Origin of the sequence: Ruminococcus flavefaciens (genome assembly GCF_900108555.1) — a bacterium.
Classification (GTDB): domain Bacteria; phylum Bacillota; class Clostridia; order Oscillospirales; family Ruminococcaceae; genus Ruminococcus; species Ruminococcus flavefaciens_P.
The window spans coordinates 187,324-213,673 of the sequence record NZ_FNWV01000003.1; the positions used below are offsets into that span (position 1 = coordinate 187,324).

Consider the following 26,350-nt stretch of genomic DNA (forward strand, 5'->3'; position numbering starts at 1 on the left):
TTTTTATGTTAATTGTATGTTTATTTGCGGGCGGATAATATCCGCCCCTACCAAAATGAACGGAGGGATAATTATGAACGAGCTTTGCAAGATAATCAAAGATATGGTAGTACCCAACTTTATGAACATAAGGACTTCACTGCGAACTTACGACCGTGACGCTCTGTGCTGCGGATCTCCCTGCTGGCGCTGGGCTTATCATGCTATACACTCGGCGGACAAGTGGTTCATAAATCCCTGCGTTTACGATGAACCGCCTTTCCATGAGGAAGGACTGGATAATCCCGATAAACCTGCAACTGTCGTTCTTTCAGATGAACAGCTCCTTGAATATCTGGACGCAGTTGAGAAGAAAACTCTTGATTATATAGACAGTCTCACGGACGAAATGCTCTATGAACGTCCCGAAAACTGTGAGCATACGCGCATGGAGCTGGTGCTGAGGCAGTTCAGGCATATCTCGTTCCATACGGGAATGCTCAACGGTCAGACGGCTCTTGCTACGGGAAAATTCCCCATGTGGGTATCACAGGCTGATAAATATGTGGATGACGGCATATTCTTCGGCAGATACCGCAAGGGACAGGTTACGAAATAATAAAAGGACACCTTCGGGTGTCCTTTTTAATTCATAATTTTAGGGACGACCTTTGGGCGTCCGCGAGTTTCTATGAAATTAGCACGGGCTGCCAAAGGCAGCCCCTACGATCAGAACTGCATTTTAGCTTCGAGATATGCAACGAGGTCGTTGATGTTTACTCTCTCCTGCTGCATTGTGTCACGGTCACGTACTGTTACACAGTTATCCTTTTCAAGTGTATCGAAGTCGTACGTGATGCAGAAAGGTGTACCGATCTCGTCCTGACGACGGTATCTCTTACCGATAGTACCTGCCTCATCGAAGTCCACCATGAACTTCTTGGAAAGCATATCGTATACTTCCTCAGCCTTTGGTGAGAGCTTCTTAACGAGCGGAAGTACAGCAGCCTTGAAAGGAGCAAGTGCAGGGTGGAAGTGCATAACTGTTCTTGTTTCCTTCTTCTCCTTGCCGTCCTTGTCAGTTGAAACAAGTTCTTCCTCATCGTAAGCCTCAGTTACAACTGAGAGGAAGAGTCTCTCTACGCCGAGAGAAGGCTCGATAACGTATGGGATATACTTCTCGTTTGTCTCAGGATCGAAGTATTCAAGTGACTTGCCGCTGGTGTTGATATGCTGTGTGAGGTCGTAGTCAGTTCTGTCTGCAACGCCCCAGAGCTCGCCCCAGCCGAATGGGAAGAGGTACTCGAAGTCTGTTGTAGCCTTTGAATAGAAGCAGAGCTCCTCCTGATCGTGGTCACGGAGACGGATATTCTCCTCCTTGAGACCCAGTGAGAGAAGGAAGTTCTTGCAGTAGCTTCTCCAGTAGTCGAACCACTCAAGGTCAGTGCCGGGCTTGCAGAAGAATTCAAGCTCCATCTGCTCGAACTCACGTACACGGAAGATGAAGTTACCCGGAGTTATCTCGTTACGGAAAGACTTACCTACCTGTGCAACGCCGAAAGGCACTTTTTTACGTGTGGTTCTCTGTATATTAGCGAAGTTTACGAAAATACCCTGTGCAGTCTCGGGACGGAGATAAAGCTCGGACTTGCTGTCCTCTGTAACGCCCTGGAATGTCTTGAACATAAGGTTGAACTGACGGATATCTGTGAAGTTCTGCTTGCCGCAGTTAGGGCATACGATGCCTTTTTCCTTGATGTAATCCATCATCTGCTCGTTTGACCAGCCTGCAACATTAGTGCCGTCGAAGTCCTCGATGAGGTTGTCGGCACGGTGACGAGTCTTACACTCCTTACAGTCCATGAGAGGATCTGAGAAGCCGCCGATATGTCCCGAAGCTACCCAAGTCTGTGGGTTCATAAGGATAGCGGAGTCAAGACCTACGTTGTACTTGTTCTCCTGAACGAATTTCTTCATCCAAGCTCTCTTGATGTTGTTCTTGAGCTCAACGCCCAGCGGACCGTAGTCCCATGTATTTGCAAGACCGCCATAGATCTCAGAGCCGGGGTAAACGAAGCCCTTTGACTTACAAAGGTCAACTATCTTGTCCATTACTTTTTCATTGTTTTTAAGCATAATAAGCAACCTCGCTTTTATATTTATATAGTCAACTTATATTTTACCGCAAACATGAAAAAAAGTCAAGACTTATGGAGCTTTTTAAAGTTTTCCCGCCTTGCGGCGGGAAAACAGGGGTATTTACCGCATTGTCCCGAAAATGTCAAGCTTTTTTAGCCGTTAGCCTGTAGGGACGCCCATTGGGCGTCCGTGAGTGATCAGTTATTAGTGCATAGTGATTAGTGTAGGGACGCGTTCCGCGCGCCCGTGTATCCGTAACCATTATATATGCCGCAGCTATGTGTAGGGGCTGCCAGCTCTGCATATAGCATTGCCAGCCAAATCACAGATTTGGGGCACTGCTTATGTGGCAGCCCGTGTAATTCCGATGATGCTGCCCGTGTCGGGAAGCAACTGCCCTTTCGATGATATTTGTCCGAGTGAGGGGCGCAGGTTCTGCGCTGTAGGGACGACCATTGGTCGTCCCTACACATGGTCTTAATGTCGTTTGCATTGTCAGGCTCGGGCCGCCGAAGGCAGCCCCTACATTTTCAATTCTCCATTCTAAATTCTAACCACTAAGCACTAACAACTAACCACTACTTACTACTCACTTGCGGTAAGTACTGTAAGCGATGTACGGGTATGGGTGTTGATAAGAGTGAGCGAGTTTACGAGCGACAACGTGGTTAGCCAGCGCGGGCTCCGCGCTTTATTGACATATTTCGCCCTCTGTGATATACTAATAAAAAATACCTTCACGAAAGGACACGCTATGCAGTCGCCAGAAATACTATACATGGTCGTTCCGTGCTATAATGAGCAGGAAGTGCTCAGAGAGACTGCGGAACAGCTGAAAACAAAATATACTGCCCTTATCTCGTCAGGTCTTATATCCTCCGAAAGCCGCATAGTGTTTGTAAATGACGGTTCTTCTGACCAGACATGGGGCATAATACGCGAGCTTCACAGCAAAGAACCCACACTTTTCTCGGGCATAGACCTTGCCCACAACAGCGGTCATCAGAATGCGGTCCTCGCAGGACTTATGACCGTAAAGGATATCTGCGATATGTGCATCACTATGGACGCAGACCTACAGGACGACATAAATACTATCGACGAAATGGTGAAGAAGTACTATGAGGGCAATCAGGTAGTCTACGGCGTGAGAAGTGCAAGAGATACTGATACATTTTTCAAGAAGTCCACAGCCGAGGGCTTTTATAAGTTCATGAAAGTCATGGGCGCAGACGTTGTGTACAATCACGCGGACTTTCGACTTATGAGCAAAAGAGTATTGCAGGAGCTTGCCAACTTCAAGGAAGTGAACCTGTTTCTCCGCGGAATGGTGCCGCTTATCGGCTTTCAGAACTGCAAGGTATACTACGAACGCCATGAGAGAGCCGCAGGCGAAAGCAAGTATCCGCTGAAAAGAATGCTGGCGTTTGCTGTAAACGGTATAACCTCGTTCAGCACAAAGCCGCTGAAGCTCATTACAGCTTTGGGACTTATAATGTCAGCAGTCAGCGTTGTTGCCTTTATATGGGCATTTATCACGAAAATAGCAGGCTTTACCGAGCACGGCTGGTCAAGTACCATGTGCTCCATATGGCTCATAGGCGGTTTGCAGCTCTTCTGTCTCGGTATCATAGGCGAGTACATAGGCAAGATATACGCCGAGGTCAAGCAGCGTCCGAGGTATATAATAGCGGAATTCCTCAACGAGACCGATAAAAAAGAGCCGTGAGCCATTAGGCATTAGCCGAAAGAGTTCGCTAACGCTCACATTATTTTAACTAAGGAGATCACAACATGGACGATATATTAAACAGCATCAAGGACTTTCTTGCACAGTACTGGGCAATTATTTTGTTTGTAGTTGTACTGATATTACTGATAAAAGCAAAGCACAAGATAAAAAAGACTGTATTCTTTGCAATTCTTATCGGAGCAGCTCTGTTCGCTTCGGGAGTTACGTTCTTTAATTTCAATTGAAAACGTAAAAGGGCGGATCTATCCGCCCTTAACCTTTAGTGTGTAGGGACGCCCATTTAAGCAGTGCGTCCGTGAGTGATTAGTTATTAGTGCATAGTGATTAGAAAGTAGTAATCAAAAAGTAGAAAGTAAATTGTAGGGGCGAACAGTGTTCGCCTGTTAGTTGAGGAGTGGGAACGGAGTCAGCAAGTTATAATGAGACCATCAGGGGCTGCCATAGGCAGCCCCTAAAAATACTATGCACTAATCACTAACAATTAATCACTTGCTAAAGACTAAGAAGCCCGTGAACGAAAAATCTTTCACGGGCTTTGTAATTACTGTTTCTCGGAATTGATAAACATATCATAGATACGGCGGATAGCCTCGGGGAGGTCATTCTCGCTCACACCGATGATAACATTGAGCTCGCTTGAACCCTGATCTATCATCTTTACATTGATACGTGCATGAGCCATAGAAGCGAAGATACGTGCAACAGTACCTCTTGTGTTCTTCATTCTGCGTCCTACGACTGCAAGAAGTGCGATACCGTCCTCGATCTCGAGATGATCGGGAGCAACTGCCTTGCGAAGCTCTGCAAGCACCTTGTCACGTACAGGATTGAGCTTGTCTGTGCTGACTGTGATGCTCATAGTGTCGATACCCGAAGGCATATGCTCGAATGAAAGTCCGTTGTTGTAGAGTACAGTCAATACCTTCATACCGAAGCCTGTCTCGTTGTTCATCATGGCTTTTTCGATATTGATAGTGCTGAAGCCCTTCTTGCCTGCGATACCTGTGATAGTATGGTTAAGGCTTTCCTTGCTGAAATCGTAGTCATTGCCGACGATCATAGTACCTGCGTCCTGTGGAGCATTGGTATTTCTGATATTTATCGGGATATCTGCTGAACGTACAGGGAAGATAGCGTCCTCGTGGAGTACGGAAGCTCCCATGTAAGCAAGCTCACGAAGCTCGCGGTATGTTATAACTTCGATTACGTCGGGGCTGTCAACTATTCTCGGGTCAGCAACGAGGAAGCCCGAAACGTCTGTCCAGTTCTCGTAGATATCAGCCTTTACAGCATTTGCGATAATAGAACCTGTAACGTCAGAGCCGCCGCGTGAGAAGGTCTTGATATAGCCCTCTGTAGTTCTTCCGTAAAATCCCGGGATAACTGCGTTGTCAAGTCCGCTGAGCTTTTCGCGTACAGCCTTTACTGTGTCATCAAGGAGAAGTACGCCGTTTGTATCGAATACGATAACGTCAGCAGCGTCAACGAAATTGAAGCCGAGGTAGTTTGCAAGCACCTTGCCGTTGAGGTATTCGCCGCGGCTTGCTGCGAAATCCTTGGCAGGGCGAGCCTTGAGCTCCTTAACGATAGCATCGAATTCCTCGTCAAGTGACATATCAATGCCGAGCTCTGAGATGATGCCGTTATAGCGATCCTTGATTATCTGGAAATCCTTTGAGAAGTCCATGCCGCTGCCTGCAAGCTCACAGCACTTGTAAAGCATATCTGTTATCTTTATATCATCGGAAAATCTCTTTCCGGGAGCTGACGGAACAACGTATCTGCGCTTTTCGTCGCTCTTGATTATGGCAGCTACCTTTTTGAACTGGTTTGCGTCAGCAAGGGAGCTTCCGCCGAATTTAACGACCTTATTACTCATATATATCATCCTTCGTAACTTTGATAATTTTATAGCAATACTTATTATATGCTATTTTGCGTTTGAAATCAATTGACAGAAAGCCAAAATTAGACACAATAAAAGTTGTGTTTTTGGTGAATACGCTTGTACGCCACTGGCGGACAGCACGGAACCCGCGCCGCCTTGCTCGTCCGAGTATCATCGAAAGGGCTGTTGCTTATCGACAGGGGGAATAGCCTCGGGCTGTCGAGGACGCCAGCCCATACACATGGTTTCATTTCGTTTGTGTTGTAATATATACACGGGCGAGGGTCACTCGCGCCTACATGAGTTCATGCTATTTGCGTCGTAAGGCATGGGACGTCGAGGACGCCGTCCCCTACACTACTTTCTGCTTTCTACTCACTTCTCACTTGCGGGCCGCCAAAGGCAGCCCCTACAAATAGTTACGGTATACATAAAGGTGGTGTGTAATACGGACGCGCAATGCGCGTCCCTACACATGAGTTTAATGTCGTTTGTATCGTAAGGTGTACACGGGCGGATAATATCCGCCCATACTACTCTCTACTTTCTACTCACTACTCACTAATAACTAAGCACTAACAACTAATCACTAATAACAAAGTATCCCCGAAAACAAGTGCTTTCGGGGATAGATTTTTATTATTTTGTTTTTCTGTGCAGAAGCAGGCTGAATACCGCACATACCGCAACTCCTGCAACACCGAGGACTGCGAAAAGCAATGCAGCTCCCGAGCCTTTTCCGCTTCCGAAAAGCGATACCATCACACTATCGGCGGCTTTTCCCGACATATAAGGCTCAAACACCTTGTCGATAAGTATTCCGCCCAAAAGGTATCCAACGGGTATAGTGAAGAATTGCAGGGTGTTTCGGCATGAATACACTCTTCCCTGCATATCGGCAGGAATTGTGCTTCTGAGGATAACGTCTAAATTTGCGCCCATATACGGTATGAAAAGCCAGCCGCAGACAGCTCCGAAACACCATACAACAGGCGAATTACTGAATGCGAGCATGAAATTTTCCGTACTCATGGAGAAAAACAGCGCAAGGCATATAGCTTTTACGCGGTTTTTCGGAGCAGGCGACAATGAAGCTATAAGGCTTCCTGCCAGTGCAGCCGCACCTGCGAAGAAATTCACCGTACCGAGCATTTTTTCGCCGTCTGATGCCTTTTCGAGCACCATTGCAGGCAGTGCGGCATTGTAAGCCGATGCGATAAGGTTTATGCCTGCAAGAAAGAATATGAGTATCAGCACTACAGGGCAGCCTTTCAGCCATTTAAGTCCTGCCTTTGCCGATGTGAGCAGAGGTTCTTTCTTTTTGTCCGAATTTTCGGGCTCGGGGATATGTATGAACAGCAGCAGTACAAGAAATGCCGCTGCAAAGGTTATGAGGTCAATGATAATAACTGCTGATACACCGCCGAATGTGAACAATATCGTTGCTATGACGGGCTTCAGCAGTGTATTGAGCGACTGGGAAAACGACCGCAGTCCGCTTGTTTTCTGGTAGTATTCCTTTGGTATGAGCTGTGTGGAAGCAACTTCGCTTGCAGGCTGCTGCACCGTGTTCATAAGTCCGTTGAGGGCGTTTATGAGGTACAGGTGCCACGGTTCGAGAGCGTCTGTTTTTATGAGTATGAACGCCGCAACCGTTGTCATTGCTGCAAACAAGTCGCACAAGAGCATGACGCGCTTTTTGTTCCATTTATCGCTGAGTGCCCCTGCGAATATGCTCATCAGCACATATGGCGCATAGGAGCATACGGTCAGCAGAGCTGTTTGCAGTGCAGAACCGCTGTATTCGTACAGCCACAGTATCAGCGCGTAGCTTGTCATGGCACTTCCGAGGTCGGAAAGTGACTGAGTGCTCCACAATAAAAGGTATGTCCTGAGTTTTTTTATTGAATTTTTCATTTGACTTTGCTCCTTTTGACAATTTAAAATATCATCAGTAATGCAAAGTCCGAGGGATTTTAGCCCTTAGCCTTTAGGCTTTAGCCGTTAGCTTTTTCTCCATGCAGTCCCCTCAAACCTTGCATGGAGCGTTTACAACGCATCGTCTCATGATTTTCTCCTTAGTTATTAGTGAGTAGTAAGTAGTGAGTAGTGAGTAGAATTGTAGGGGCGGCGTTCCGCCGCCCGTATTTTTAATAAAAGCACCGTAAGCGATGTACGAGTATCAGTGTTGATAAGAGTGAACGAGTTTACGAGTGACAACGCGGCAAGCGGTCGAGCTGGCTCAGCTCGTTACTTTATGAATTTAGCTTTGATGATAGTGTAGCCGTAGGGCTTAACTGTAATGGCATCGTTCATAAATCCGCCGTAGAATGGCTGGAAGTCATTAAAGCGTGAGAGTATCTGGCTTATATTTTCCAGCTGGACTGTATCGCCGCTTCTGTTGATGAAGAAGATATAGTCCATTTTCTGTCCCTGACGGGTAAAGCCGATAAGTCGGCTGTCGTGAGTCTCTTTCTCGTTGATGACGAAGTATATTCGTCCGTCCTTCATATTCGGGATAGACTTTCTTACTCTTCCGAGCTCTGCAACGTAGTTGATGAGCTCCTTATCCTCATGTCCCCACGGATAGCAGCGGCGGTTGAAGGGGTCTTTATAGCCCTGAAGTCCAGCTTCGTCGCCGTAGTATATGCTTGGAACACCCGGCAGGAAGAACTGTATAGCCATTGCAGCCTTGAGCATTTCCTTGCCGTGAGCGTACTGCTCCTCGGAGAGATAGCGTTCAGCCATCCAGTCCTTGCTCTTGTCGTCGCAGTCTTCACCGCCGAGACGGTTTATTGCACGTTCGATATCGTGAGTAGAAACAAAGTTCATAAGTACATCTATAGTCGGCTTAGGATAGTTCTCGACTATAGACATAACGGTATTTATGAAGTCGATAGGCTTTCCGCCCTTCATGAACGCGATGATAGCCTCACGGAATGGGTAGTTCATTACAGAGTCTACCTGATCGCCCAAGAGATAGCGGCGTTTTATGCCGTAGCTCTCCTTGTTGGTAGCGTCCTCCCATACCTCGCCGATGATGATCTTGTCCTTGTCATAGCCCTTTACGCATTTTCTCAGGTTATTGAGGAATTCATCGGGAAGCTCGTCGGCAACGTCAAGACGATAGCCTGCCGCACCTCTGTCCATCCAGTAGCGGAGAACGCCGTCCTCGCCGCAGATGAACTCGGTGTAGTCCTCGTTGTTTTCCCACACATTGGGGAGAGTATCTATGCCCCACCATGCTTCGTATACGTTGGGGTAGTCGATGAATGTGTACCAGTCATAGTATTTGCTCTTCTTTGACTGAAAAGCACCCAGCTCGGGATAGCGTCCGTACTTGTTGAAGTAAACGCTGTCTGCGCCTGTATGCGAGAATACACCGTCGAGAATTATGGATATATCGTACTTTTCAGCCTCTTTGCAAAGCTCCTCGAACTCCTCGTTAGTACCGAGGAGAGGGTCAGCCTTCATGTAGTCAGCGGTATTGTATCTGTGGTTTTCGTGAGATTCAAATATAGGAGTGAGGTAAATACAGGTGACTCCAAGATTATGAAGATAAGGGAGCTTTGACTGTATGCCTGCGAAGTCTCCGCCGAAATAGTCGTTGTTCCATACGTGTCCGTTCTCATCGGGCTTGTAGTATGGAGTGCCGCCCCAGTCGTCGCGGAGGATACGTCCCTCGGGGATATTCTCCTTTGGCTTGCCGCTGTTGCAGAAGCGGTCGGGGAATATCTGGTACATGATACCGCCCTTGAGGAAGTCGGGAGTCTCATAACGGCTCTTGTATACCGTGAGCTGGAACATCTCGCCGTGGTCAAGACCGCCCTCGTGGAGGTTTATCCTCTTGATATAATGACGTATGCCGCCCTCTGTATATGAGAAGTAGTAATAGTGTACATCGGTGTATCTTGCATTGTATTCAGCTGTATATGCGAAGCAGTCGTCCTCTTCAACGACTTCGTTCATGGTGATAAAACGCTCTTTGAAGCCTGTTCTGAAAAGTACAAGAACAGGTGAATAATCGGGGCTTATGTCCTTGGGCAGACGTATAGTGAAACGACAGGTCTCAAACTGTCTTAATGCTCCGAAAATTGATTTATATCCCAGGTTCCATGTATCATAGAAAGCTTTCATAATAGAAAAACACTCCGTTTTCTTATACTGATCGTATGTATTATTGAAAAAGGGGACGAAGAAAGCAGCGTCCCCTTCTTGACATCAGTGTATTATCATCTTAAATGCCAGATGTTTTCAGCGTATTCCGTAACAGCGCGGTCTGCTGAGAAGATACCTGCGCCTGCAATGTTATTGAGAGACATCTTAGCCCACTTGAACTTATCCTCATAGCACTCAGTGATGTACTGCTGTGCCTTTCTGTAGCTGTCAAAGTCGGCAAGTACCATATAAGGATCTCTGTCCTTGAGAGAATTTGCAACGTCATTGAATGTGCAGCCGTTTATACCGCGGTACATACGGTCGATAGCCTCGCGGATACGGTTGTCATTGTTGTAGTATTCGCATGGATTGTAGCCTCTTGCACGAAGCTCGTTCACCTCGGGTGTGGTCATGCCGAAGATAACGATATTGTCATCGCCGCAGGCTTCCTTTATCTCGATATTAGCACCGTCAAGTGTACCGAGAGTGATCGCGCCGTTGAGCATGAGCTTCATATTACCTGTACCCGATGCCTCTGTACCTGCAAGGGATATCTGCTCTGAAACGTCGGAAGCAGGCATGAGGTGCTCGGAAAGAGTTACGCAGTAGTTCTCGAGGAATACTACCGAGAGCTTCTGGCTTATCTTAGGATTCTTTCTTATTTCTTCGGATATAGCCCATATCATCTTGATTATCTGCTTAGCAAGATAGTATCCCGGAGCAGCCTTTGCAGCAAAGATATAGGTCTTTGGAGTGAAAGGAGCGTCAGGATCATTGAGGAGATATGCGTAATCCGAAAGGATATTCATTACATTGAGGTGCTGTCTCTTGTATTCGTGGAGACGCTTTACCTGTACATCGAAGATACTGTCTGTATTGAGGATAATTCCCGACTGGTTCTTGACATACTTTGCGAAGGCTTCCTTGTTTTCCTTCTTTACGTCCATGAGCTTTGTGAGAACTTCCTTATCGTCCTGATATTCTCTGAAGTTTTCGAGCTCTGCGCCGTCTTTGATGAACTTCTTGCCGATAGTATCGCTGAGGAGCTGTGTAAGTCCCGGATTTGACTGTAAGAGCCATCTTCTGTAAGCGATACCGTTGGTAACGTTCTTGAACTTTTCGGGTGTATTCTCATACTCATCGTGGAATACAGACTGCTTGATTATCTCCGAATGGAGCTTTGATACGCCGTTTACGCTGTGTGAAGCTGCCACGCAGAGAGTAGCCATGTGTATCTGATTGTCCTTGATAATGGACATACGTGTAGTTTTTGCGCTGTCGCCGCCGTTTCTCTCCATGAGAGACTGACAGTAGCGGTTGTTTATCTCAACTATGATAGAGAATATTCTCGGTATAACTGTCTTTACGAGGTTAACGTCCCATTTTTCGAGAGCTTCTGCCATAACTGTGTGGTTTGTGTAAGCAAAAGTTCTTGTAACGATGTCCCAAGCCTTGTCCCAGCCATATCCGCAGTCGTCAAGGAGTATTCTCATGAGCTCGGGGATAGCGAGAGTTGGGTGAGTATCGTTTATGTGGATAGCTACCTTGTCTGCAAGGTTTTCGAGAGTACCGTAAACGTTCATATGAGTATTTACGATATCGCCCACTGAAGCTGCGCAGAGGAAGTACTGCTGACGCAGACGGAGGCTCTTGCCCTCGTGGTGGTTATCGTTAGGATAAAGTACCTTTGAGATAGCGTTTGCGATAGAGTTCTGAGCGAGAGCTCTGTCGTAATTACCCTTGTTGAACATTTCCATATCAAAGCTCGGAGCTTTTGCAGTCCACAGACGGAGTACGGAAACGCCGTCTGAGCCGTAGCCTGATACGTACATATCGTAAGGAGTAGCAACAACGGTATTGTAGTTTACGTGAGATATATAGTGATAGCGGTCGTCCCAGTATTCCTGGAGGTCGCCTTCAAAGTGGATATCTATTGAAAGCTCGGGCTTTGGTACGAGCCATACCGAACCGCCGGGGAGCCAGTTGTCGGGGAGCTCTGTCTGCCAGCCGTCCTCAAGCTTCTGCTGGAAGATACCGTATTCATAGCATATTGAATAACCCATAGCAGGGAAACCTGTGGTAGCAAGACCGTCAAGATAGCAGGCAGCAAGTCTGCCGAGACCGCCGTTGCCGAGACCTGCATCGGGCTCGTGCTCGTATATCTTTTCGAGGTTGATATCGTAAGGCTTGAGCATTTCCTTTATGCCGTCAGCCAGTTCGAGATTATAGATGCTTGTTTTAAGGGAGCGTCCCATAAGAAACTCCATTGAAAGGTAGTAGATCTGCTTACCGCCCACCGAGTGGGTATGATTGATGAAGCTCTGCCTCTTCGCACCAAGTATTTCTACGATTATCGAAGAAAGTACATGATAAACCTGTTTGTCTGAAGCTTCCTCGGGCGAAACGCTGTACAGAAGCTGAAGTTTTCTCGGGAATTCTTCCTTGATCCTGTCCATAAGAGGGTTTGCCTTTTTTGTAGCCATATCTGATCTCCATTCTGCCGCTAAGGCGGCTTTATTACCTTTTGTATAATCTCCCCTGTGTTTTACCACCTGCTTTCGCCGATGCGGAGAAATTGATTTACAAGCGGTATACACATCAATTATACTATGATTTAAATTATTTTTCAAGTGATTATTTCAACAAATATTTGTCCACGAAATATACGTATTACGGAATTTCGCCAAAATCATAGAAAAAACAGCCGCAGAACGCCATTTTGCAGTTGTGCATAACGACTGAAAGGTAAGAAAAATGTTTTCATATTTGTGCATAAAAACGAAAAAATTTGATCTCTTAAAAATTTCTATATTTTTAAAAGATAAAACTTAGAAAATGTTTGAAATTTGTATTATTATGTGTTATAATAGTAAAAGCGGTTCGCAAAAAATAGAGCCGTGTGAAATAAAAGTGTAGATCAATAGACAACAAAAGAAAATGAAAAGGTGATGTGTCATGGAAACTAAAAAACGTTTTTCAATACTTAAATGTGTAATTATAGTCATATGCGTTCTTCTGATCGTTGTTTCGATCATTGTAAATATCATGTTCTCGGGCGGAAAAACGCCTAAGGTATTCGGAAACTACATCTACGTAGTCAAAGCGTCAGATAATATGGGCGGAAACGTCACAGAGGGCGCAGCTCTTATCGCTCCCGATGCAAAGGATCTTTCCATAGCCAAGGGCGATATCGTACTTGCTTATCCTGCTGCTGATCCCGAAAAGCTCCACGTTCTCAGTATCTACGATATCGTAACTGCCGAGGACGGCTCAGAGAGGTATACCACGGCTGATGCTGCAAATGTTGGCAGTTCAGAGTCTATCCCTAAGGAGAGTATTGCCGCTCTTTGCACAGGTCATACAGAAAGCAAGGAACTTGGCTGGTTCATAAGATTTGCTTCAAGCATCAAGGGCATACTTCTGATACTCGTTCTCCCATGCGTTATCCTTGTTATAATGCTCATCGCTAAGATCGCACTGGGTAAGGGCGATGAGGACGATGATTTCGGCTTCTATGAGTATGACGAGATGGAAAAGCAGAGAGACCTTTCAGAGTCAAGAAGAAATTCTCACGACAAGGCAGGAAATCCTCTCTTTGAACCTTCACAGGAAATACAGCCAAGCAGCGAGCTTGAGCGCAAGAAGATGTCAATTGCCGAAAACTTCAGCCAGAAGAAGGTAAATCCCGATTCTCCTTATCAGAAGGAAAAAGAGCGCACGATGCAGTTCAAGACACAGCGCAGTGCTGAAAGCACATTTGCTGCAAGAAACGTAGGCGGTTCTTCTTCAACAGCTCCTACAGCAGACGCTCTCAGAGAAGAAATGCTCCGCAAGACAGCTGAGGCTGAGCGCACAGGCACATTCAATATCAAGGCTACAAGCACTCCTCAGCAGCCCATAGCTCCTGCTGAGCCTATAACCGATAATACAGGTATCCTTTCAAAGAGCCAGCTTGCTGAGATGTCAAGAAACGACGTTCCTAAGACAACTCCGCTGAGAAGCCAGTCTGCTCCTTCAATAGCAGCTCCAAAGCCTGTAAAGAAGAGCAATACACCTGATATCTCAGATATAATCAGCAAGACCGACCACAACGAGCGCAAGAAGAAGGCTGCGGATATGTCCGTTGACGACCTTCTCAAGCTCATCGAGGAAGAAAAGAAAAAGCTCTGATAAAGCATCAAAGGCAGACCCGAAAAGGTCTGCCTTTTTATTATTGTATGTTTTACGGGATTATATTCCTGCTGCCTTAAAAGCAAAAATAAAGATAGCACAGATCAAGACAGGTATGCCCACAAAAAGAATAAATGTAAGGATAACGCTGAACAAGCCTTTCTTTTCAGCCTCGGGGTCATAGAAAACATTGGGATTTTCGGGATCAACGAATATCTCATATTGCATACCCTTATCACGTTCGGAGGTGGTAGTTCCCGAAGTGACCTTGTATTCTTTATCCTCAAAGGTGAATTTGTAGGTCGGGCGGAAGGTAACTTTTGTGATGGTACCTCCTTTTTTGACTGTGCCACCTGAGGTATAGGTGACTATTGCGCGATCTACACATTCCGCCATTACAGACTGTGTGCAGTTATCCTTTGAGCGGAGCACGTATTTAGCGTTTCTGATGCTGTGTATCAAGCCAAGTGCGGCAAGAATGCCTGTTATTGATACAAAAAACAGCTTCAGCATCGTCATTCTTGTGTTATAGCTGCCGTGCTGTACTAACGCTGTACCTGCGATACCGAGAATTCCTATTCCAAGCGCGATATATATTCCAACCTGAGGTGACCTTTCTTCAACGATGACATCTGATAATAAAGCGATTATGCCTATTCCGAGAAATATGCCGAAAAATGAATACATAGCGGCATATCCGTTACCTGCGTTGCCAAAAAAGAACAAGCAGCCTATTCCCGCAATAAAGATCAGTATTATCAGAGTCGATAATATCTTTGAAGCCGTCGGGTGTGTTTCGGATATGGGCTTTTCGTCGGGATAAAGACCGTTTTCGTCGTAATTCATTTTGTCGTCGTAGTTTTTCATGTAAGAACCCCCTTTTCAAAAGAAAAGCTATAATGAATGCTTTGCATTCATTATAGCATATAAGTTGTGTAAAAGCAAGGAGCGCGGCGAAAAATTGCCGTTTTCATAAGCTTGAGCGCGAAAAAGGGGGATTTTGTCAATCAATTTTGTTTTTTCTGATGCTTGATTCTATAATGCTTACCACAGGTGTAAGTACGCCTGCTATCACCCATACTATCCATGTAATGCCCCAGTTGTGGGAGATAAAGCTCCAGCCGAGGTATACAGCCGTAACTGCGCACCAGTAAACAGTCATTACCTTGGAATTGCGTCTTTCCTTCTTCTTGCGTGAGAATTCGTTCTCTTCAAGGAGCTTTCTGTAGCCGTCCATTTTTGTGCAGCTGTGTATTATCAGGTAAAGTCCCACAGCTATGGAAATAAACATTGCGGCTATTGATAAGCCTTCAATTGCGTTATTGTCAATGAATAACTGACTGAAAACTATTATCGGTATGAACGAGAGTATAAACAGCATTACGCCTGCTATTATGGAGAAATTGTGCTTAGGCTCGTACTTTGACTTCTTTTCCGTGACCATGCCCGATACGCCGTACTCTGTGTCGATACCCTCTTTGTCAAGGTACTCAAATGGCTTGTACTTATTTCCCGATATTATGAACAGCGAAACAGCTACAGCTATTAATATGAGCATAACAGGTACGCCTATGATAGGACCTGCTTCGGGGAATGGCTCAAAGTAATCGAGCATGATAATGGGCAGGAAAGAGAGTGTGCAGAGGATAACGCCTGTAGGGATAAGCTTTGAACGCTTTTCATTCTCTGCAAGGAATTTGTTTGCCTCCTCCATTGAGACTCTGCGGAGAGGCGGTTCGGTATCTGTCTTTTCCTCTTGTGTGAGAGAATTATCAGGGGTGAGCTCGACTGTATCCTTTAATAATGAGTCTGTGGTGACTCCGAAAATTTCAGAGAGCTGTAATATACGATTAAGGTCGGGAGTGGACTGTGCGCCCTCCCATTTTGAAATGGACTGTCTGCTCACGCCGAGCTTTTCGGCAAGCTCTTCCTGTGACATTCCTGACTTTTTTCTGAGTTCTATTATCTTGTCTGCAAGTATCATATATGTTACCTCCATATGTTTTTTCCTCGGGAAATGTCCCGTGGTCTATGGTCTTATTTTATCATTTCGGGCAGTTACATACAAGCAACCCTGCTTTACAATTTGTCAATTGGCGGTTGCAATTGCCGATATTTCGTGCAATTCTGCGAGAAATGCCAACAATGTTAAAAAGCTCTTGATTTTAACGAATTGATGTGCTATAATTATTTTAAAGTCCGCGCAGGTGTGCGTATGGGACGATCATAAATCAATATGAAAGAAGGTATCCCCCTATGGAGATAAAAAAAGCAATTGAAACAGTAGAGAAAAAAACAGGCATTGATCTCCCCGATGAAAAGATCGAGAAGCTCGCAACTAAAGAAAATATTGACAAGGCTAAAGATATGATCAGCAAGGTGGCTACCAAGGAGAACCTTGAAAAGGTGAAGGACAAGGTCGGCGATATCGTAGATAAGATCAAGAAGTGATCGTACGCAACGGGGCGTTTTCGGGAAGAAAATGCCCTGTTTTTATATCCGATAAGAGGTGAATATGAAGAAAATAACCGATATTATCAGAAATATAGGAGCTTTCCGTTTTATAATGCTGACTGTTGCGGGAACGGTCAATGCTTTCGGTATAACTCTTTTCCTTACGCCTGTTAAGCTGTATGACAGCGGTATTTCGGGCACTTCCATGCTGCTTGCACAAGTAACGCCTGCATCGCTGTCGATTTTCTGATATTGCTCAATATACCGCTTTTTCTCTACGGAATGAAAAAGCAGGGCGGAAGCTTTACTCTTAGTGCTATATACACCGTAGCCGTGTATTCCGTAATGTCATGGCTCATAACCGATGTACTTCCCATAGATGTCAGCATAGCATCGCCACTTGCAGGCACTGACCTGCTGCTTTGCGCACTGTTCGGCGGCGTGATATCTGGAATAGGAAGCGGTCTTGCCATACGCTTCGGCGGTGCTATGGACGGCATAGAGGTAATGGCTGTAATATTTGCAAAGCGGCTGGGGCTGTCCGTAGGCTCATTTGTTATGGTGTACAACGTTCTGCTCTACATAATATGCGGAGCTGTTATACACAGCTGGATACTGCCCCTTTATTCCATAGTCACATACGGAGCTGCGCTAAAGACCGTGGATTACATAGTTGACGGCTTACAGCGCGAAAAGGCTGCAATGATAATAACAGCCCGTCCCGATGATATCAAAAAGCAGCTAATGGAAGAATTCGGCTGCGGAATGACTCTCATAAAGGCTATGGGCGGATATTCGGGAGAAGAACGCACAGTGCTGTATTTTGTCGTGAACCGCTTTCAGGTGATGAAGATGAAAGGCATAGTCCAGAAATTGATCCCATTGCCTATATCACTCTCACTGAGGTAGCGGATATATTCTCGGTAAATCAGGACAGAACTTGAAAAAGTTGAGAGTTGAGAATTGAGAGTTATGGTGTCGCCTGCGGCGACGGATTTAGATAATGTGAGCGAAGCGAACTCATTAACTCTCAACTCTGTACTCTAAACTCTCAACTTAGCTTTTCGCCTGTGCGAAAAGCTTTACAGAGGTTTTCTCTCGAACATGAGCACGGGATAGCCCTCGTAGTAGGGCTTCACTATCTCGGGGTGCTCGTCAGCATAGGCAAATATTTTGTCTGCAAGCCCTTCCTTGAGGAAGTCCACGAGCTGTGACAGCGGTCTGTGGTACAGCTCGTCGCATATAGAAGCGAAGGTTATAGCTCGTCTGCCGCCCACTTCCATGATGCGGTAGGGCCAGATACGGCAGTCGAAAGGCTTCTCGTCGCCCAGCATACAGCCGTTTTCGGTGAGGGCAGGACATGAGAACAGCTCATCGCCGCGAAGCTCGCCCACTCTGAATATATAGCCGCCGTCCTTTGTCACAAACTGAGTATCGGAACGGGCGGCTTTTATTTTTTCACACAGCTCTGCGGTAAATACGGGAGTCTCCCATACGTCATAGCGGTCGAAAATGCAGCAGAGCCGACATTTTGCGCAGGCTTCGCCGCTCAGTATCTTTTTCAGCATGAACAAGCTCCTTTCCAAAGTGCATTGGTATTATTATACCCGATATACCGCTGTTTGTCAACAGCGGGGCGGCGTTTTGCCGCCCGTGAGACCTTAGCCTTTAGCTGTTAGCTTGCAGGGACGACCATTGGTCGTTCGTGAATCGAGAATGTAGGGGCTGCCTGTGGCAGCCCGCGTCTTGCGATGCAAGCAGCAATGAATTGTCAGTCATAATTCATCGGCGTGAGCCGACACAATTAATTATGAATTATGAATTAAAAAACGGGCATAAAGCCCGTTTTTACATATCATTTCTGTTTTCGAGTGCCTTGAAAAGAGTAACTTCGTCTGCGTATTCCAGTATACCGCCAACAGGCAGACCAAAGGCAAGCCTTGTGACCTTTATGCCCATCGGTTTCAGCAGTCCTGCCACGTACATTGCCGTAGCATCGCCCTCAACAGTGGGATTTGTCGCCATTATGACTTCATTTACTCCGCCCTCGGCTATTCTCGCAAGTAGCTCCTTAACGCGGAGCTTGTCGGGAGTAATGCCGTCCATAGGCGAAAGAAGTCCGTGAAGCACATGGTAAACGCCGTTATATTCCCTTGTGCGCTCGAAAGCTGTAACGTCCTTGGGCGTTTCAACTACGCATATAACGCTCTTGTCACGCTCGGTATCGTCACATATAGGGCATATCTCCCTTTCTGTAAGGTTCTGGCAGCACTTGCAGCAATGAACGTTTTTCTTTGCGTCAATGAGTGCCTTTGCGAAATCCTCAACAGCTCCCTCGTCCATTGACATAACGTGGTATGCCAGACGCTGGGCGGATTTCATGCCTATACCGGGGAGAGATGCGAATTTTTCCGCCAGTACCACCAGCGGAAGCGCATTGTGGTCAGCCATTATTTATCAGAAAAGACCGGGAAGTGAAACGCCGCCTGTGATCTTGCTCATTTCAGTCTCTGTTGTAGCCTCAACGTTGTTGATAGCTTCGTTTACAGCACTGATGATGAGGTCCTGGAGCATATCTATATCCTCGGGATCAACTACCTCGGGCTTGAGAGTGAGAGACTTGATAGTCTTTTTGCCTGTGATAGTAACTTCAACAGCACCGCCGCCAGCAGTTGCAGAGAACTCTCTTGCTTCGATATCTTCCTGGAGCTCTGTGATCTGATCCTGCATCTTCTGAGCCTGCTTTATCATCTGGTTCATATTCTGAGCACCGCCGCTGTTTACGTTCTTTGGTATTCTTGCTTTCATTTTAAAATTCTCCTTTGAAAATAAAGTTTCTTAGTTTTATAAATCAAGCAAAATCATTTTTGCTTATGAACTTGAAAATATAAATTGAGCTGTCAGCCTGTAGGGACGACCATTGGTCGTCCGCAAGGTTCAACTATTAATTCCCCGTTGCGGACGCGCAATGCGCGTCCCTACATATTCACTGATTATCAACAGCAGTTTCTATCTTGTTTTCCATAGCCTTTTTGATGAGCTGTTCCGCAAGGTTCTTCTGTTCCTCAACAGTAGTGGTACACCTTGCGCGGAGGGCGTATTTCTGCCCCATAACGTTGAAAATGGCTCTGCTGAGGGATACAGCCGTATCTCGGTTGCTTTTCAGCAGATTGATGAAAAAGCGGTTTTGTGAGAATATAACAAGTACATTGCCCTTGGTCTTGGCGAATGAGCCGTCGAGACTTCCTGCGGCTGCGGGATTGAGCTTCTGGTACTCTTCCAGTATCTCGCCCCATTTTTCGCAGTCTGTAAGCTCTTCCTCGTTGATCTTCTTCTCGTCTATCTTGACATTCGGAGTCGGGTCTGTCTCTGCATCGCCGCGAGCCGTAAGGACTTCGGGCTGCTGAGGAGTCTGAGCTGCATTAGGTATGCCTCTAGGAACGGAGTTGATTTTATTCTCTAACTGTTTTATTTTATCATATATTTCAGAATTGTCAATACTTTCAGAGGTATTCTTTACATTTCCGCAAAGTTTTATAAGCGACATCTCGAATTCAACGCGCTTGTTCATGGCTCTCTGCATATGCTCGCGGCACTCCTGCAAAGCGGAAAGTCTGTCCATAACTGTGGCAAGGTCGGACTTTTCGGCGATAGCTCGCAGTCTTTCCAGCTCGTCGGGCATACACACTATGAGCTTTTCCGCAGTTTCGGGAGAAGCCTTTATGAGCATGACATTTCTCAGCTGAGTGATAAGCTCCTCGCAAAGTCTTGTAAGGTCCTTTGACATATCGTAGAGCGCTGCGGTAAGAGACAGTGTTTTCGGCGTATCAGCGTCTGAAATAGCGTCAAGGATATCGTAGAGATAGTCCCTGCCTGCGATACCTGCGGCATTTGATACGGCTTCGGCGTTTATGGTCTCTGCGCATACCGAGCACTGGTCAAGGAGAGATACTGCGTCACGCATACCGCCGTCGGCAAGCTTTGCTATCATGGCTGCACCGTCATCGGTGAGGTCAAGCTCCTCCTGCTGAGCGATATAGCTTATGCGCTTGGCGATGTCCTCAGCCTTTATCCTGCGGAAATCGTAACGCTGACAGCGTGAGACGATAGTTGCAGGGACTTTGTGTATCTCGGTAGTTGCAAGAATGAATTTAACATACGGGGGAGGCTCTTCCATGATCTTCAGCAGAGCGTTGAAGGCTCCTGCCGAGAGCATATGCACCTCGTCGATGATGTATATTTTGTAAGCTCCGCGCTCGGGAGTATATACTGCGGCATCGCGCAGGTCACGGATATTGTCAACGCCGTTGTTTGAAGCAGCGTCTATCTCGACTATATCGGTAAGTGCGCCGCTGTCCGCATCGCGGCAGATGTCACATTCAAGGCATGGATTGCCGTTTTTCATATTGCGGCAGTTGACTGCTTTGGCGAGGATACGGGCGCAGGTAGTCTTACCTGTACCGCGTGAGCCTGTGAAAAGGTATGCATGGGCGGTCTTACCGCTGATTATCTGGTTTTTCAGAGCTTCTGTGGTATATTCCTGAGAGATAACGTCGTCAAAGGTCATCGGACGCCATTTGCGGTAAAGAGCCTTATACACAGCCTTTCCTCCTTTCGTCAGTCGCTGTGGTGTTCCAGCATCACAGCTGCCTGTATTTCTTTATAATAACGTGTAAAGCCTATTGAATCTTCGATATTATTGAGGAGAGCCTGTCTGTAAAGAGCCTCGCCCTCCTTTAGGTTGTGGAGCATGATCTGCGCTATGGCAGCACCGCCCAGTGCGCTTGCGTAGCTTTCGTGGCGTTGGATAGCTTCCTCGAACCATTTCAGCGCAGTCTGTCCCTCGTTGAGCTTGAGGTACATATCGCCTATCTCACAGCGTATCCTGTCGCTGTACTGGTAGTCCTCACGGGTAAGGAGCTCCTCATAGAGCTGCTTTGCCTTTTCGGTATAGCCGTTCTGAGCGTGACAGCGAGCGATGAATATAGGCAGCTCGGGGATATAAAATCCTTTTTCAAGGGCATTTTCGTAGCATATTACAGCGTTGGGGCAGGCTTCGAGGATATGATAGCAGCGTCCGCGGTAAAACTCGTTCACGCCTTTTTCTTCCGTGGTCATATTCTGCTCTTCATTGCCCAGATCGGTAAAGACTTCAAGTGCACTTCTGAAATCGCCCTTGTGGAAGAGCTCCAGACCTTTCTCGAAGCACCTTGACTTGTGATTTATACCCGTAAAGGCGCTGCCAATGAGATCACCGTCGAACCGGTGGAATATGCTCTTTTTTAAACGGGATATCTTATAAAATGATATGCCTATCCAGTATATGAAAAAGAGCATGAGCATAGCGACGATATTATTTGAAAGGGTGGTATCTTCCTCACCTGTTGCCATACGTAATGCAAAAACAGCTATTGAGGAAACAAAGGAAGCTGCAAAAGCATTTGGGATACTGCGCCAGAAACAAAGCAGGACACGTCTTGTACGTGCTGCAAGAATGGAACGGAACATTTTTATCCCCCCTATCAAAGAAAAATTCCGGAACATAGATGTGCAGGCTTGCTGCGGCACACAACACGCACCGCTTAATGCTGCTCGGTCTCCCGCCTGACATGGTTCACGGGGTCTTGTTGCACAGGGCCCACACATCTATATTTCGGAATTTCAATCACGGATAATATGAGCAGACATTGCTCTTTTACTATGATATCACAAACCGCGCGTTTTGTCAAGAATTTTTTTCTGCGAACTAAAATATACCGTATATCTTCGTTTTTGCGGTACAATAATAAAAAGAGGGTATGTCTTGCGGCATACCCTCACAGGTCGATGCTTTGTGATTAAAGAGCAGAGAAGTAGTTTTCAAATGTTGAGATATCCTCGTCCATATTGTAAGCTGTGCATGAGATAAGAAGTATGAAATCGCCCTCACGTCTTAAATAATATGCCTGCTCGAGCTCGAGATTGTTCATCTCTGCCTTGTAAACAGCCTTTAAGAAGTCCTTGCCTGCCATCTGGATAGTTTCAGGACCTGCTTCCTTTGTGTATTTGATAGTAGGAACAGCAGCAAGCTGTCTTTCGAGTATGCTGTAGTAGTCGTCAACAGTAGTATCAGTACTGAGAGCAACGTTTTTGCTGAGGTTTTCGTAAGTGATAGTGATATTCTGAGTTGAAGCTGAGTTCATGCAGAGAGCGTCGGTGATAGTAGCCTGCTCAACGATCTTTTTTATTGCGTCAGAGTTGCTGCTGTATGCAGTTTCAGCACCAAGATTCATCATCTGGAGAATTACTTCGTCATCTGCAAATTTCCAGCCGTCAGGAGCTGTGAATTTGAAGCCTGCGAACTCGTTTGTGTAAACATTGCCGTCTACAACGCCTCTCTTGAAGTCAGTACCTTCAGCGGCAGCAGGAGTTGAGTCCTTGGCTGCTTCGGTTGTTTCGGCAGTTGTTTCCTCTTCGCTTCCGGCTGCCTTTTCTTCAGTTGTATCTTCTGCAACAGTTGTATCTTCTGCAACAGTTGTAGTCTCTGCCTTGCTCTTAGAGTCTGATTTTTTGTCAGAGTCGGAAGAATTGCCGCAGCCTGTAAGTGTGCATAAAGCAAGAATAAAAGCCATTGTGAGCTTTAAAGTTGTCTTTTTCATTTTTTTTCCTCCATATAATCGCATTGCTGTGATAATACAGCGATATCATTATAGCACTAAATTGTTAACAAATCAATACTTACAGCAAAAAAATTTGCAGCACAGGCAGCGCGACGCTGCGAGTTGAGTCGGCATTATTGATTCTCGGGACGCCGAGGACGGCTTCCCCTACAGCGCAGAGCCTGCGCCCCCTACTCGGACAAATATCATCGAAAGGGCAGTTGCTTCCCGACGCGGGCAGCATCATCGGAATTACACGGACTGCCACATAAGCAGTGCCCCAAATCTGTGATTTGGCTGGCAATGCTATATGCAGAGCTGGCAGCCCCTACACATAGCTTCGGCATATATAATGATTACGGATACACGGGCGCACGGAATGCGCCCCTACAGTGCGCTGATGTTGTTTGCAGCGTAATTGACGGGAGCCCGAGGGCTGGCTCCCCTACAAACTAACGGCTAAGGGTTTACCGTGCGCGGCTTGACAAATATGGACAAACTATGTATAATAAGGTTAGTATGCGAAAGAAAGGATATTTACATGATAAAAAAGAACCATGCTGTCAGACTTGTGCTGATATTCACTCTTATAATGGGTGTAACTTCTCTTGTTATAATGCTTAGCAATACCCTTGCAGCACGTCAGACTTATTATATAACCGTCGATCCCAACACTATAAAGCTCATACAGCTTGACAGTCCTAAAGACGGCGATCCTATCGCTATCGTTGATACGACTCTCGGCGAATACAGATTTGTGCTTTATCCAGAGCAGTCTCCAAATGCTGTTGAGAACTTCACAAGTCTTGCAAGATCGGGCTATTATAATAATACTTATGTATTCCATTCCGAGGACGGCGTGTACTCTGCGGCAGGTGCTCCGAACAAGGACGGCTCGGCAAACGATAATTCCCATGAGCTTGTAAAGAGAGAGCTTCATCAGGACCTATGGCCCTTCAAGGGAGCTGTAATGGCTATGAATACTACTCTTGACAAGACCTTCAAGGAGAAGCTGCTGGGCGGCGGTACTTATTATAATGGAAGCCGTTTTATGGTACTCAATACTGTTGAGTTCAACGATGAATTTAAAAAGGAACTTAAAGAAGTATCCGAAAGCCAGCAGCTTGCGGACGCTTTTATAAAAATGGGCGGAGTTCCTAATTTCTCGCAGCAGATGACAGTTATCGGTCAGGTCTACAGCGGTCTTGACGTTGTGGAAAAGCTTGCAAGCCTTGAGACTCAGGATCAGGGCAGCTATAAATTCCCTGTTGATGATATAATGATAAATTCTGTCACTATAAGCACCTACTCGGAAGCCGATGAAAAGGCTGTGACTACTGCAAAAACTTCAACAGCTGTTACTACAACTGTTACTACGACTGCTGCTGAGACTGCTACAAAATAAAGTGGTATGATAAGTCGTTATTTTTAAGGTAAATCTCGCTTTTTTAACTTAAAGCTTTGTCCTAAAACACTAAAAAATTACGGAAACTATTTACAAATCGGTTTTTATGATGTATAATATATAAGTTGAAGTATAATTACTAATAATAAAACATGATCTCACATATCTGAGGAGTGGAATTTTATGTTAAAAAAGGTTCTGGCAGGTATTATGTGTATGCTCATGGCTGCGGGTACTCTTACCTCATGCGGCAAGGAGCAGAACGGAACTTCGGGAACTGCCACAAACGATACAACTCAGGCAAGTACATCAGAGGATACGACTGCTGCTGAAACTTCAGAAGCTGCAACAGTCGAAAATGTTGACATAGCAAACTTTACTGCACCCGAAAAGGGCGATACAATAATAGTAATGAAGATCAAGGACTACGGCACCGTAAAGTTCAGGCTCTTCCCCGAATATGCGGACAAGGGCGTTGAGAACTTCGTAGAGCTTGCAAAGAAGGGCTATTACGACGGTCTGAAGTTCCACAGAGTCATCAAGGACTTTATGATACAGGGCGGCGATCCGCTGGGCACAGGTATGGGCGGCGAGTCTATATGGGGCGAAAAATTCGACGGCGGCACTGATCCCCACCTTATCCACGTTGCAGGTGCTCTTGCTTACGCTAACAGCGGCGGCACCGATACGGACGGAAGCCAGTTCTATGTAGTAACGGGAACAGTTCCGAGCGACGATGAGCTTGAATATTACAAGCAGAACGGTCTGGCTTTATCAGACAATGCACTAGCACAGTACAAGAAGGTCGGCGGCGCACCGTGGCTTGACGGCGGTTATACCGTGTTCGGACAGGTCATCGACGGTCTTGATGTGATATTCAAGATACAGAACGTGTCCGTAGATCAGAATTCTTCAAAGCCGTTCAAGGACGTTGTAATGGAATCCGTTACCGTAGGCGAATACAACGGCGAGGATATACATTGGTATATCAGTGATTACGAAGAATTCGATGCAGACGAGATAGCAAACTCTACAGGCAAGGAAAATATGGACATTGCAAACTTTACTGCTCCGAAAGAGGGCGAAACTATCGTCAGCATGAAGCTCAAGGGCTATGACGGAGAAGTAAAGATAAAGCTCTTTCCGGAATATGCGGAACAGGGCGTTGAAAACTTCATTACTCTTGCTAAGCAGGGCTATTACGACGGTCTCACCTTCCACAGAGTCATAAAGGACTTTATGATACAGGGCGGCGATCCCAACGGTGACGGTACAGGCGGCGAATCCATATACGAAAAGGGATTTGACGGCGGTACTGATCCGCATCTTATCCACGCTGCGGGTGCTGTTGCTTACGCAAACAGCGGCTCTACAGCAAGCAACGGCAGTCAGTTCTATATCGTAACGGGTGAAGTTTACGGTAAGGAAGAAATAGACGATCTCAAATCAAAAGGATATTCGTTCACGGAAAACGAAGAAAAGATATACTCCACATACGGCGGAACACCGTGGCTTGACGGAAATTATACAATATTTGGTCAGGTATTCGACGGACTTGATATCGTTTTCGATGTACAGAACGCAGAGGTCGATGAATCGACAAGCAAGCCTAAAAAGGACGTTGTTATCGAGTCTATGACTGTTTCGGAATATAAAGGCGGCGACGTTCGCTGGAGTATTTCCGATTATAAATGATCTCTTTAAGCCTTGGGCTTATTGAATATATCCCGGCTTGATGCCGATGAACAAAAGAAAGAAATTCGGGA

General features: G+C 46.1%; 22 protein-coding genes, 1 other RNA gene and 1 pseudogene. 10 read left to right on the forward strand and 14 right to left on the reverse strand.

Going from position 1 to position 26,350, the window contains the following annotated elements:
* The first annotated feature begins 73 nt into the window (after nt 1-73).
* Complete coding sequence (locus BLW60_RS06035) at nt 74-598, forward strand: hypothetical protein (protein WP_074715345.1); 525 nt, start codon at nt 74-76, stop codon at nt 596-598.
* Between the two features lie 110 nt (nt 599-708).
* Here the strand turns inward: BLW60_RS06035 and BLW60_RS06040 are convergent, their stop codons facing one another.
* Entirely contained in the window at nt 709-2,115 is a 1,407-nt protein-coding gene (locus BLW60_RS06040; RefSeq protein WP_074715348.1) for a glycine--tRNA ligase, read from the reverse strand.
* 313 nt (nt 2,116-2,428) lie between these two features.
* Between BLW60_RS06040 and BLW60_RS16985 the strand changes: the two genes are divergently transcribed.
* The 3 genes from BLW60_RS16985 to BLW60_RS06050 all read left to right on the forward strand — a co-directional run bounded on the left by BLW60_RS16985 (nt 2,429) and on the right by BLW60_RS06050 (nt 4,095).
* Nucleotides 2,429-2,599, forward strand: coding sequence for a hypothetical protein (locus BLW60_RS16985; protein WP_207645913.1), 171 nt, complete (start codon nt 2,429-2,431; stop codon nt 2,597-2,599).
* A 273-nt stretch (nt 2,600-2,872) separates the two neighbouring features.
* On the forward strand, nt 2,873-3,847 hold the full coding sequence (locus BLW60_RS06045) for a glycosyltransferase family 2 protein (RefSeq protein ID WP_074715351.1): 975 nt from the start codon (nt 2,873-2,875) through the stop codon (nt 3,845-3,847).
* A 65-nt stretch (nt 3,848-3,912) separates the two neighbouring features.
* Nucleotides 3,913-4,095, forward strand: a complete 183-nt coding sequence (locus tag BLW60_RS06050; RefSeq protein ID WP_074715354.1) for a hypothetical protein — start codon at nt 3,913-3,915, stop codon at nt 4,093-4,095.
* Nucleotides 4,096-4,412: 317 nt separating this feature from the next.
* Here BLW60_RS06050 and BLW60_RS06055 read toward each other — a convergent pair whose 3' ends face one another.
* The 4 genes from BLW60_RS06055 to BLW60_RS06070 all read right to left on the reverse strand — a co-directional run bounded on the left by BLW60_RS06055 (nt 4,413) and on the right by BLW60_RS06070 (nt 12,400).
* Entirely contained in the window at nt 4,413-5,750 is a 1,338-nt protein-coding gene (locus tag BLW60_RS06055; protein ID WP_074715357.1) for an aspartate kinase, read from the reverse strand.
* Nucleotides 5,751-6,398: 648 nt separating this feature from the next.
* Nucleotides 6,399-7,676: an MFS transporter gene (locus BLW60_RS06060; RefSeq protein WP_074715360.1), complete on the reverse strand. Its 1,278-nt coding sequence runs from the start codon at nt 7,674-7,676 to the stop codon at nt 6,399-6,401.
* A gap of 333 nt (nt 7,677-8,009) precedes the next feature.
* The gene (locus BLW60_RS06065; RefSeq protein WP_074715363.1) at nt 8,010-9,896 is read right to left on the reverse strand and encodes a glycoside hydrolase family 13 protein; all 1,887 of its coding nucleotides are present in this window, start codon (nt 9,894-9,896) and stop codon (nt 8,010-8,012) included.
* Between the two features lie 95 nt (nt 9,897-9,991).
* On the reverse strand, nt 9,992-12,400 hold the full coding sequence (locus tag BLW60_RS06070; protein WP_074715364.1) for a glycogen/starch/alpha-glucan phosphorylase: 2,409 nt from the start codon (nt 12,398-12,400) through the stop codon (nt 9,992-9,994).
* A 472-nt stretch (nt 12,401-12,872) separates the two neighbouring features.
* Here BLW60_RS06070 and BLW60_RS06075 point away from each other — a divergent pair, with 472 nt between their 5' ends.
* Nucleotides 12,873-14,087: a hypothetical protein gene (locus tag BLW60_RS06075; protein ID WP_074715366.1), complete on the forward strand. Its 1,215-nt coding sequence runs from the start codon at nt 12,873-12,875 to the stop codon at nt 14,085-14,087.
* A gap of 60 nt (nt 14,088-14,147) precedes the next feature.
* Here the strand turns inward: BLW60_RS06075 and BLW60_RS06080 are convergent, their stop codons facing one another.
* The gene (locus tag BLW60_RS06080; RefSeq protein WP_074715369.1) at nt 14,148-14,954 is read right to left on the reverse strand and encodes a DUF3592 domain-containing protein; all 807 of its coding nucleotides are present in this window, start codon (nt 14,952-14,954) and stop codon (nt 14,148-14,150) included.
* A 136-nt stretch (nt 14,955-15,090) separates the two neighbouring features.
* Nucleotides 15,091-16,086 carry a helix-turn-helix domain-containing protein gene (locus tag BLW60_RS06085; RefSeq protein ID WP_081348135.1) on the reverse strand — a complete coding sequence of 332 codons (996 nt, stop codon included), beginning with the start codon at nt 16,084-16,086 and terminating at the stop codon, nt 15,091-15,093.
* Between the two features lie 257 nt (nt 16,087-16,343).
* Between BLW60_RS06085 and BLW60_RS06090 the strand changes: the two genes are divergently transcribed.
* The 3 genes and pseudogenes from BLW60_RS06090 (at nt 16,344) to BLW60_RS17140 (ending at nt 17,450) form a co-directional block, all read left to right on the forward strand.
* Nucleotides 16,344-16,538: a hypothetical protein gene (locus BLW60_RS06090; RefSeq protein WP_074715372.1), complete on the forward strand. Its 195-nt coding sequence runs from the start codon at nt 16,344-16,346 to the stop codon at nt 16,536-16,538.
* A 115-nt stretch (nt 16,539-16,653) separates the two neighbouring features.
* Nucleotides 16,654-17,228 (forward strand): annotated as a pseudogene (locus BLW60_RS06095) (YitT family protein); the annotation flags it as partial.
* Between the two features lie 96 nt (nt 17,229-17,324).
* Complete coding sequence (locus tag BLW60_RS17140) at nt 17,325-17,450, forward strand: DUF2179 domain-containing protein (protein WP_242872842.1); 126 nt, start codon at nt 17,325-17,327, stop codon at nt 17,448-17,450.
* Between the two features lie 173 nt (nt 17,451-17,623).
* On the opposite strand, the gene BLW60_RS06100 is transcribed toward BLW60_RS17140, so the two are convergent.
* The 7 genes from BLW60_RS06100 to BLW60_RS06130 all read right to left on the reverse strand — a co-directional run bounded on the left by BLW60_RS06100 (nt 17,624) and on the right by BLW60_RS06130 (nt 23,179).
* Entirely contained in the window at nt 17,624-18,109 is a 486-nt protein-coding gene (locus tag BLW60_RS06100; protein ID WP_074715375.1) for a hypothetical protein, read from the reverse strand.
* Between the two features lie 280 nt (nt 18,110-18,389).
* Nucleotides 18,390-18,992 (reverse strand): recombination mediator RecR, encoded by a 603-nt coding sequence (gene recR, locus BLW60_RS06105; RefSeq protein ID WP_074715378.1) that lies wholly within the window; start codon nt 18,990-18,992, stop codon nt 18,390-18,392.
* Between the two features lie 6 nt (nt 18,993-18,998).
* On the reverse strand, nt 18,999-19,349 hold the full coding sequence (locus BLW60_RS06110; RefSeq protein WP_074715381.1) for a YbaB/EbfC family nucleoid-associated protein: 351 nt from the start codon (nt 19,347-19,349) through the stop codon (nt 18,999-19,001).
* A gap of 178 nt (nt 19,350-19,527) precedes the next feature.
* Nucleotides 19,528-21,141, reverse strand: a complete 1,614-nt coding sequence (dnaX, locus tag BLW60_RS06115) for a DNA polymerase III subunit gamma/tau (protein ID WP_074715385.1) — start codon at nt 21,139-21,141, stop codon at nt 19,528-19,530.
* 17 nt (nt 21,142-21,158) lie between these two features.
* Nucleotides 21,159-22,049 (reverse strand): tetratricopeptide repeat protein, encoded by an 891-nt coding sequence (locus BLW60_RS06120; RefSeq protein WP_074715388.1) that lies wholly within the window; start codon nt 22,047-22,049, stop codon nt 21,159-21,161.
* A 37-nt stretch (nt 22,050-22,086) separates the two neighbouring features.
* An RNA gene (gene ffs / locus BLW60_RS06125) (signal recognition particle sRNA small type) lies at nt 22,087-22,185 on the reverse strand.
* 193 nt (nt 22,186-22,378) lie between these two features.
* Complete coding sequence (locus BLW60_RS06130) at nt 22,379-23,179, reverse strand: hypothetical protein (RefSeq protein WP_074715391.1); 801 nt, start codon at nt 23,177-23,179, stop codon at nt 22,379-22,381.
* A gap of 541 nt (nt 23,180-23,720) precedes the next feature.
* Here BLW60_RS06130 and BLW60_RS06135 point away from each other — a divergent pair.
* Nucleotides 23,721-24,584 (forward strand): peptidylprolyl isomerase, encoded by an 864-nt coding sequence (locus tag BLW60_RS06135; protein WP_242872837.1) that lies wholly within the window; start codon nt 23,721-23,723, stop codon nt 24,582-24,584.
* A 183-nt stretch (nt 24,585-24,767) separates the two neighbouring features.
* The gene (locus BLW60_RS06140; RefSeq protein ID WP_074715394.1) at nt 24,768-26,279 is read left to right on the forward strand and encodes a peptidylprolyl isomerase; all 1,512 of its coding nucleotides are present in this window, start codon (nt 24,768-24,770) and stop codon (nt 26,277-26,279) included.
* Nucleotides 26,280-26,350: the final 71 nt, after the last annotated feature.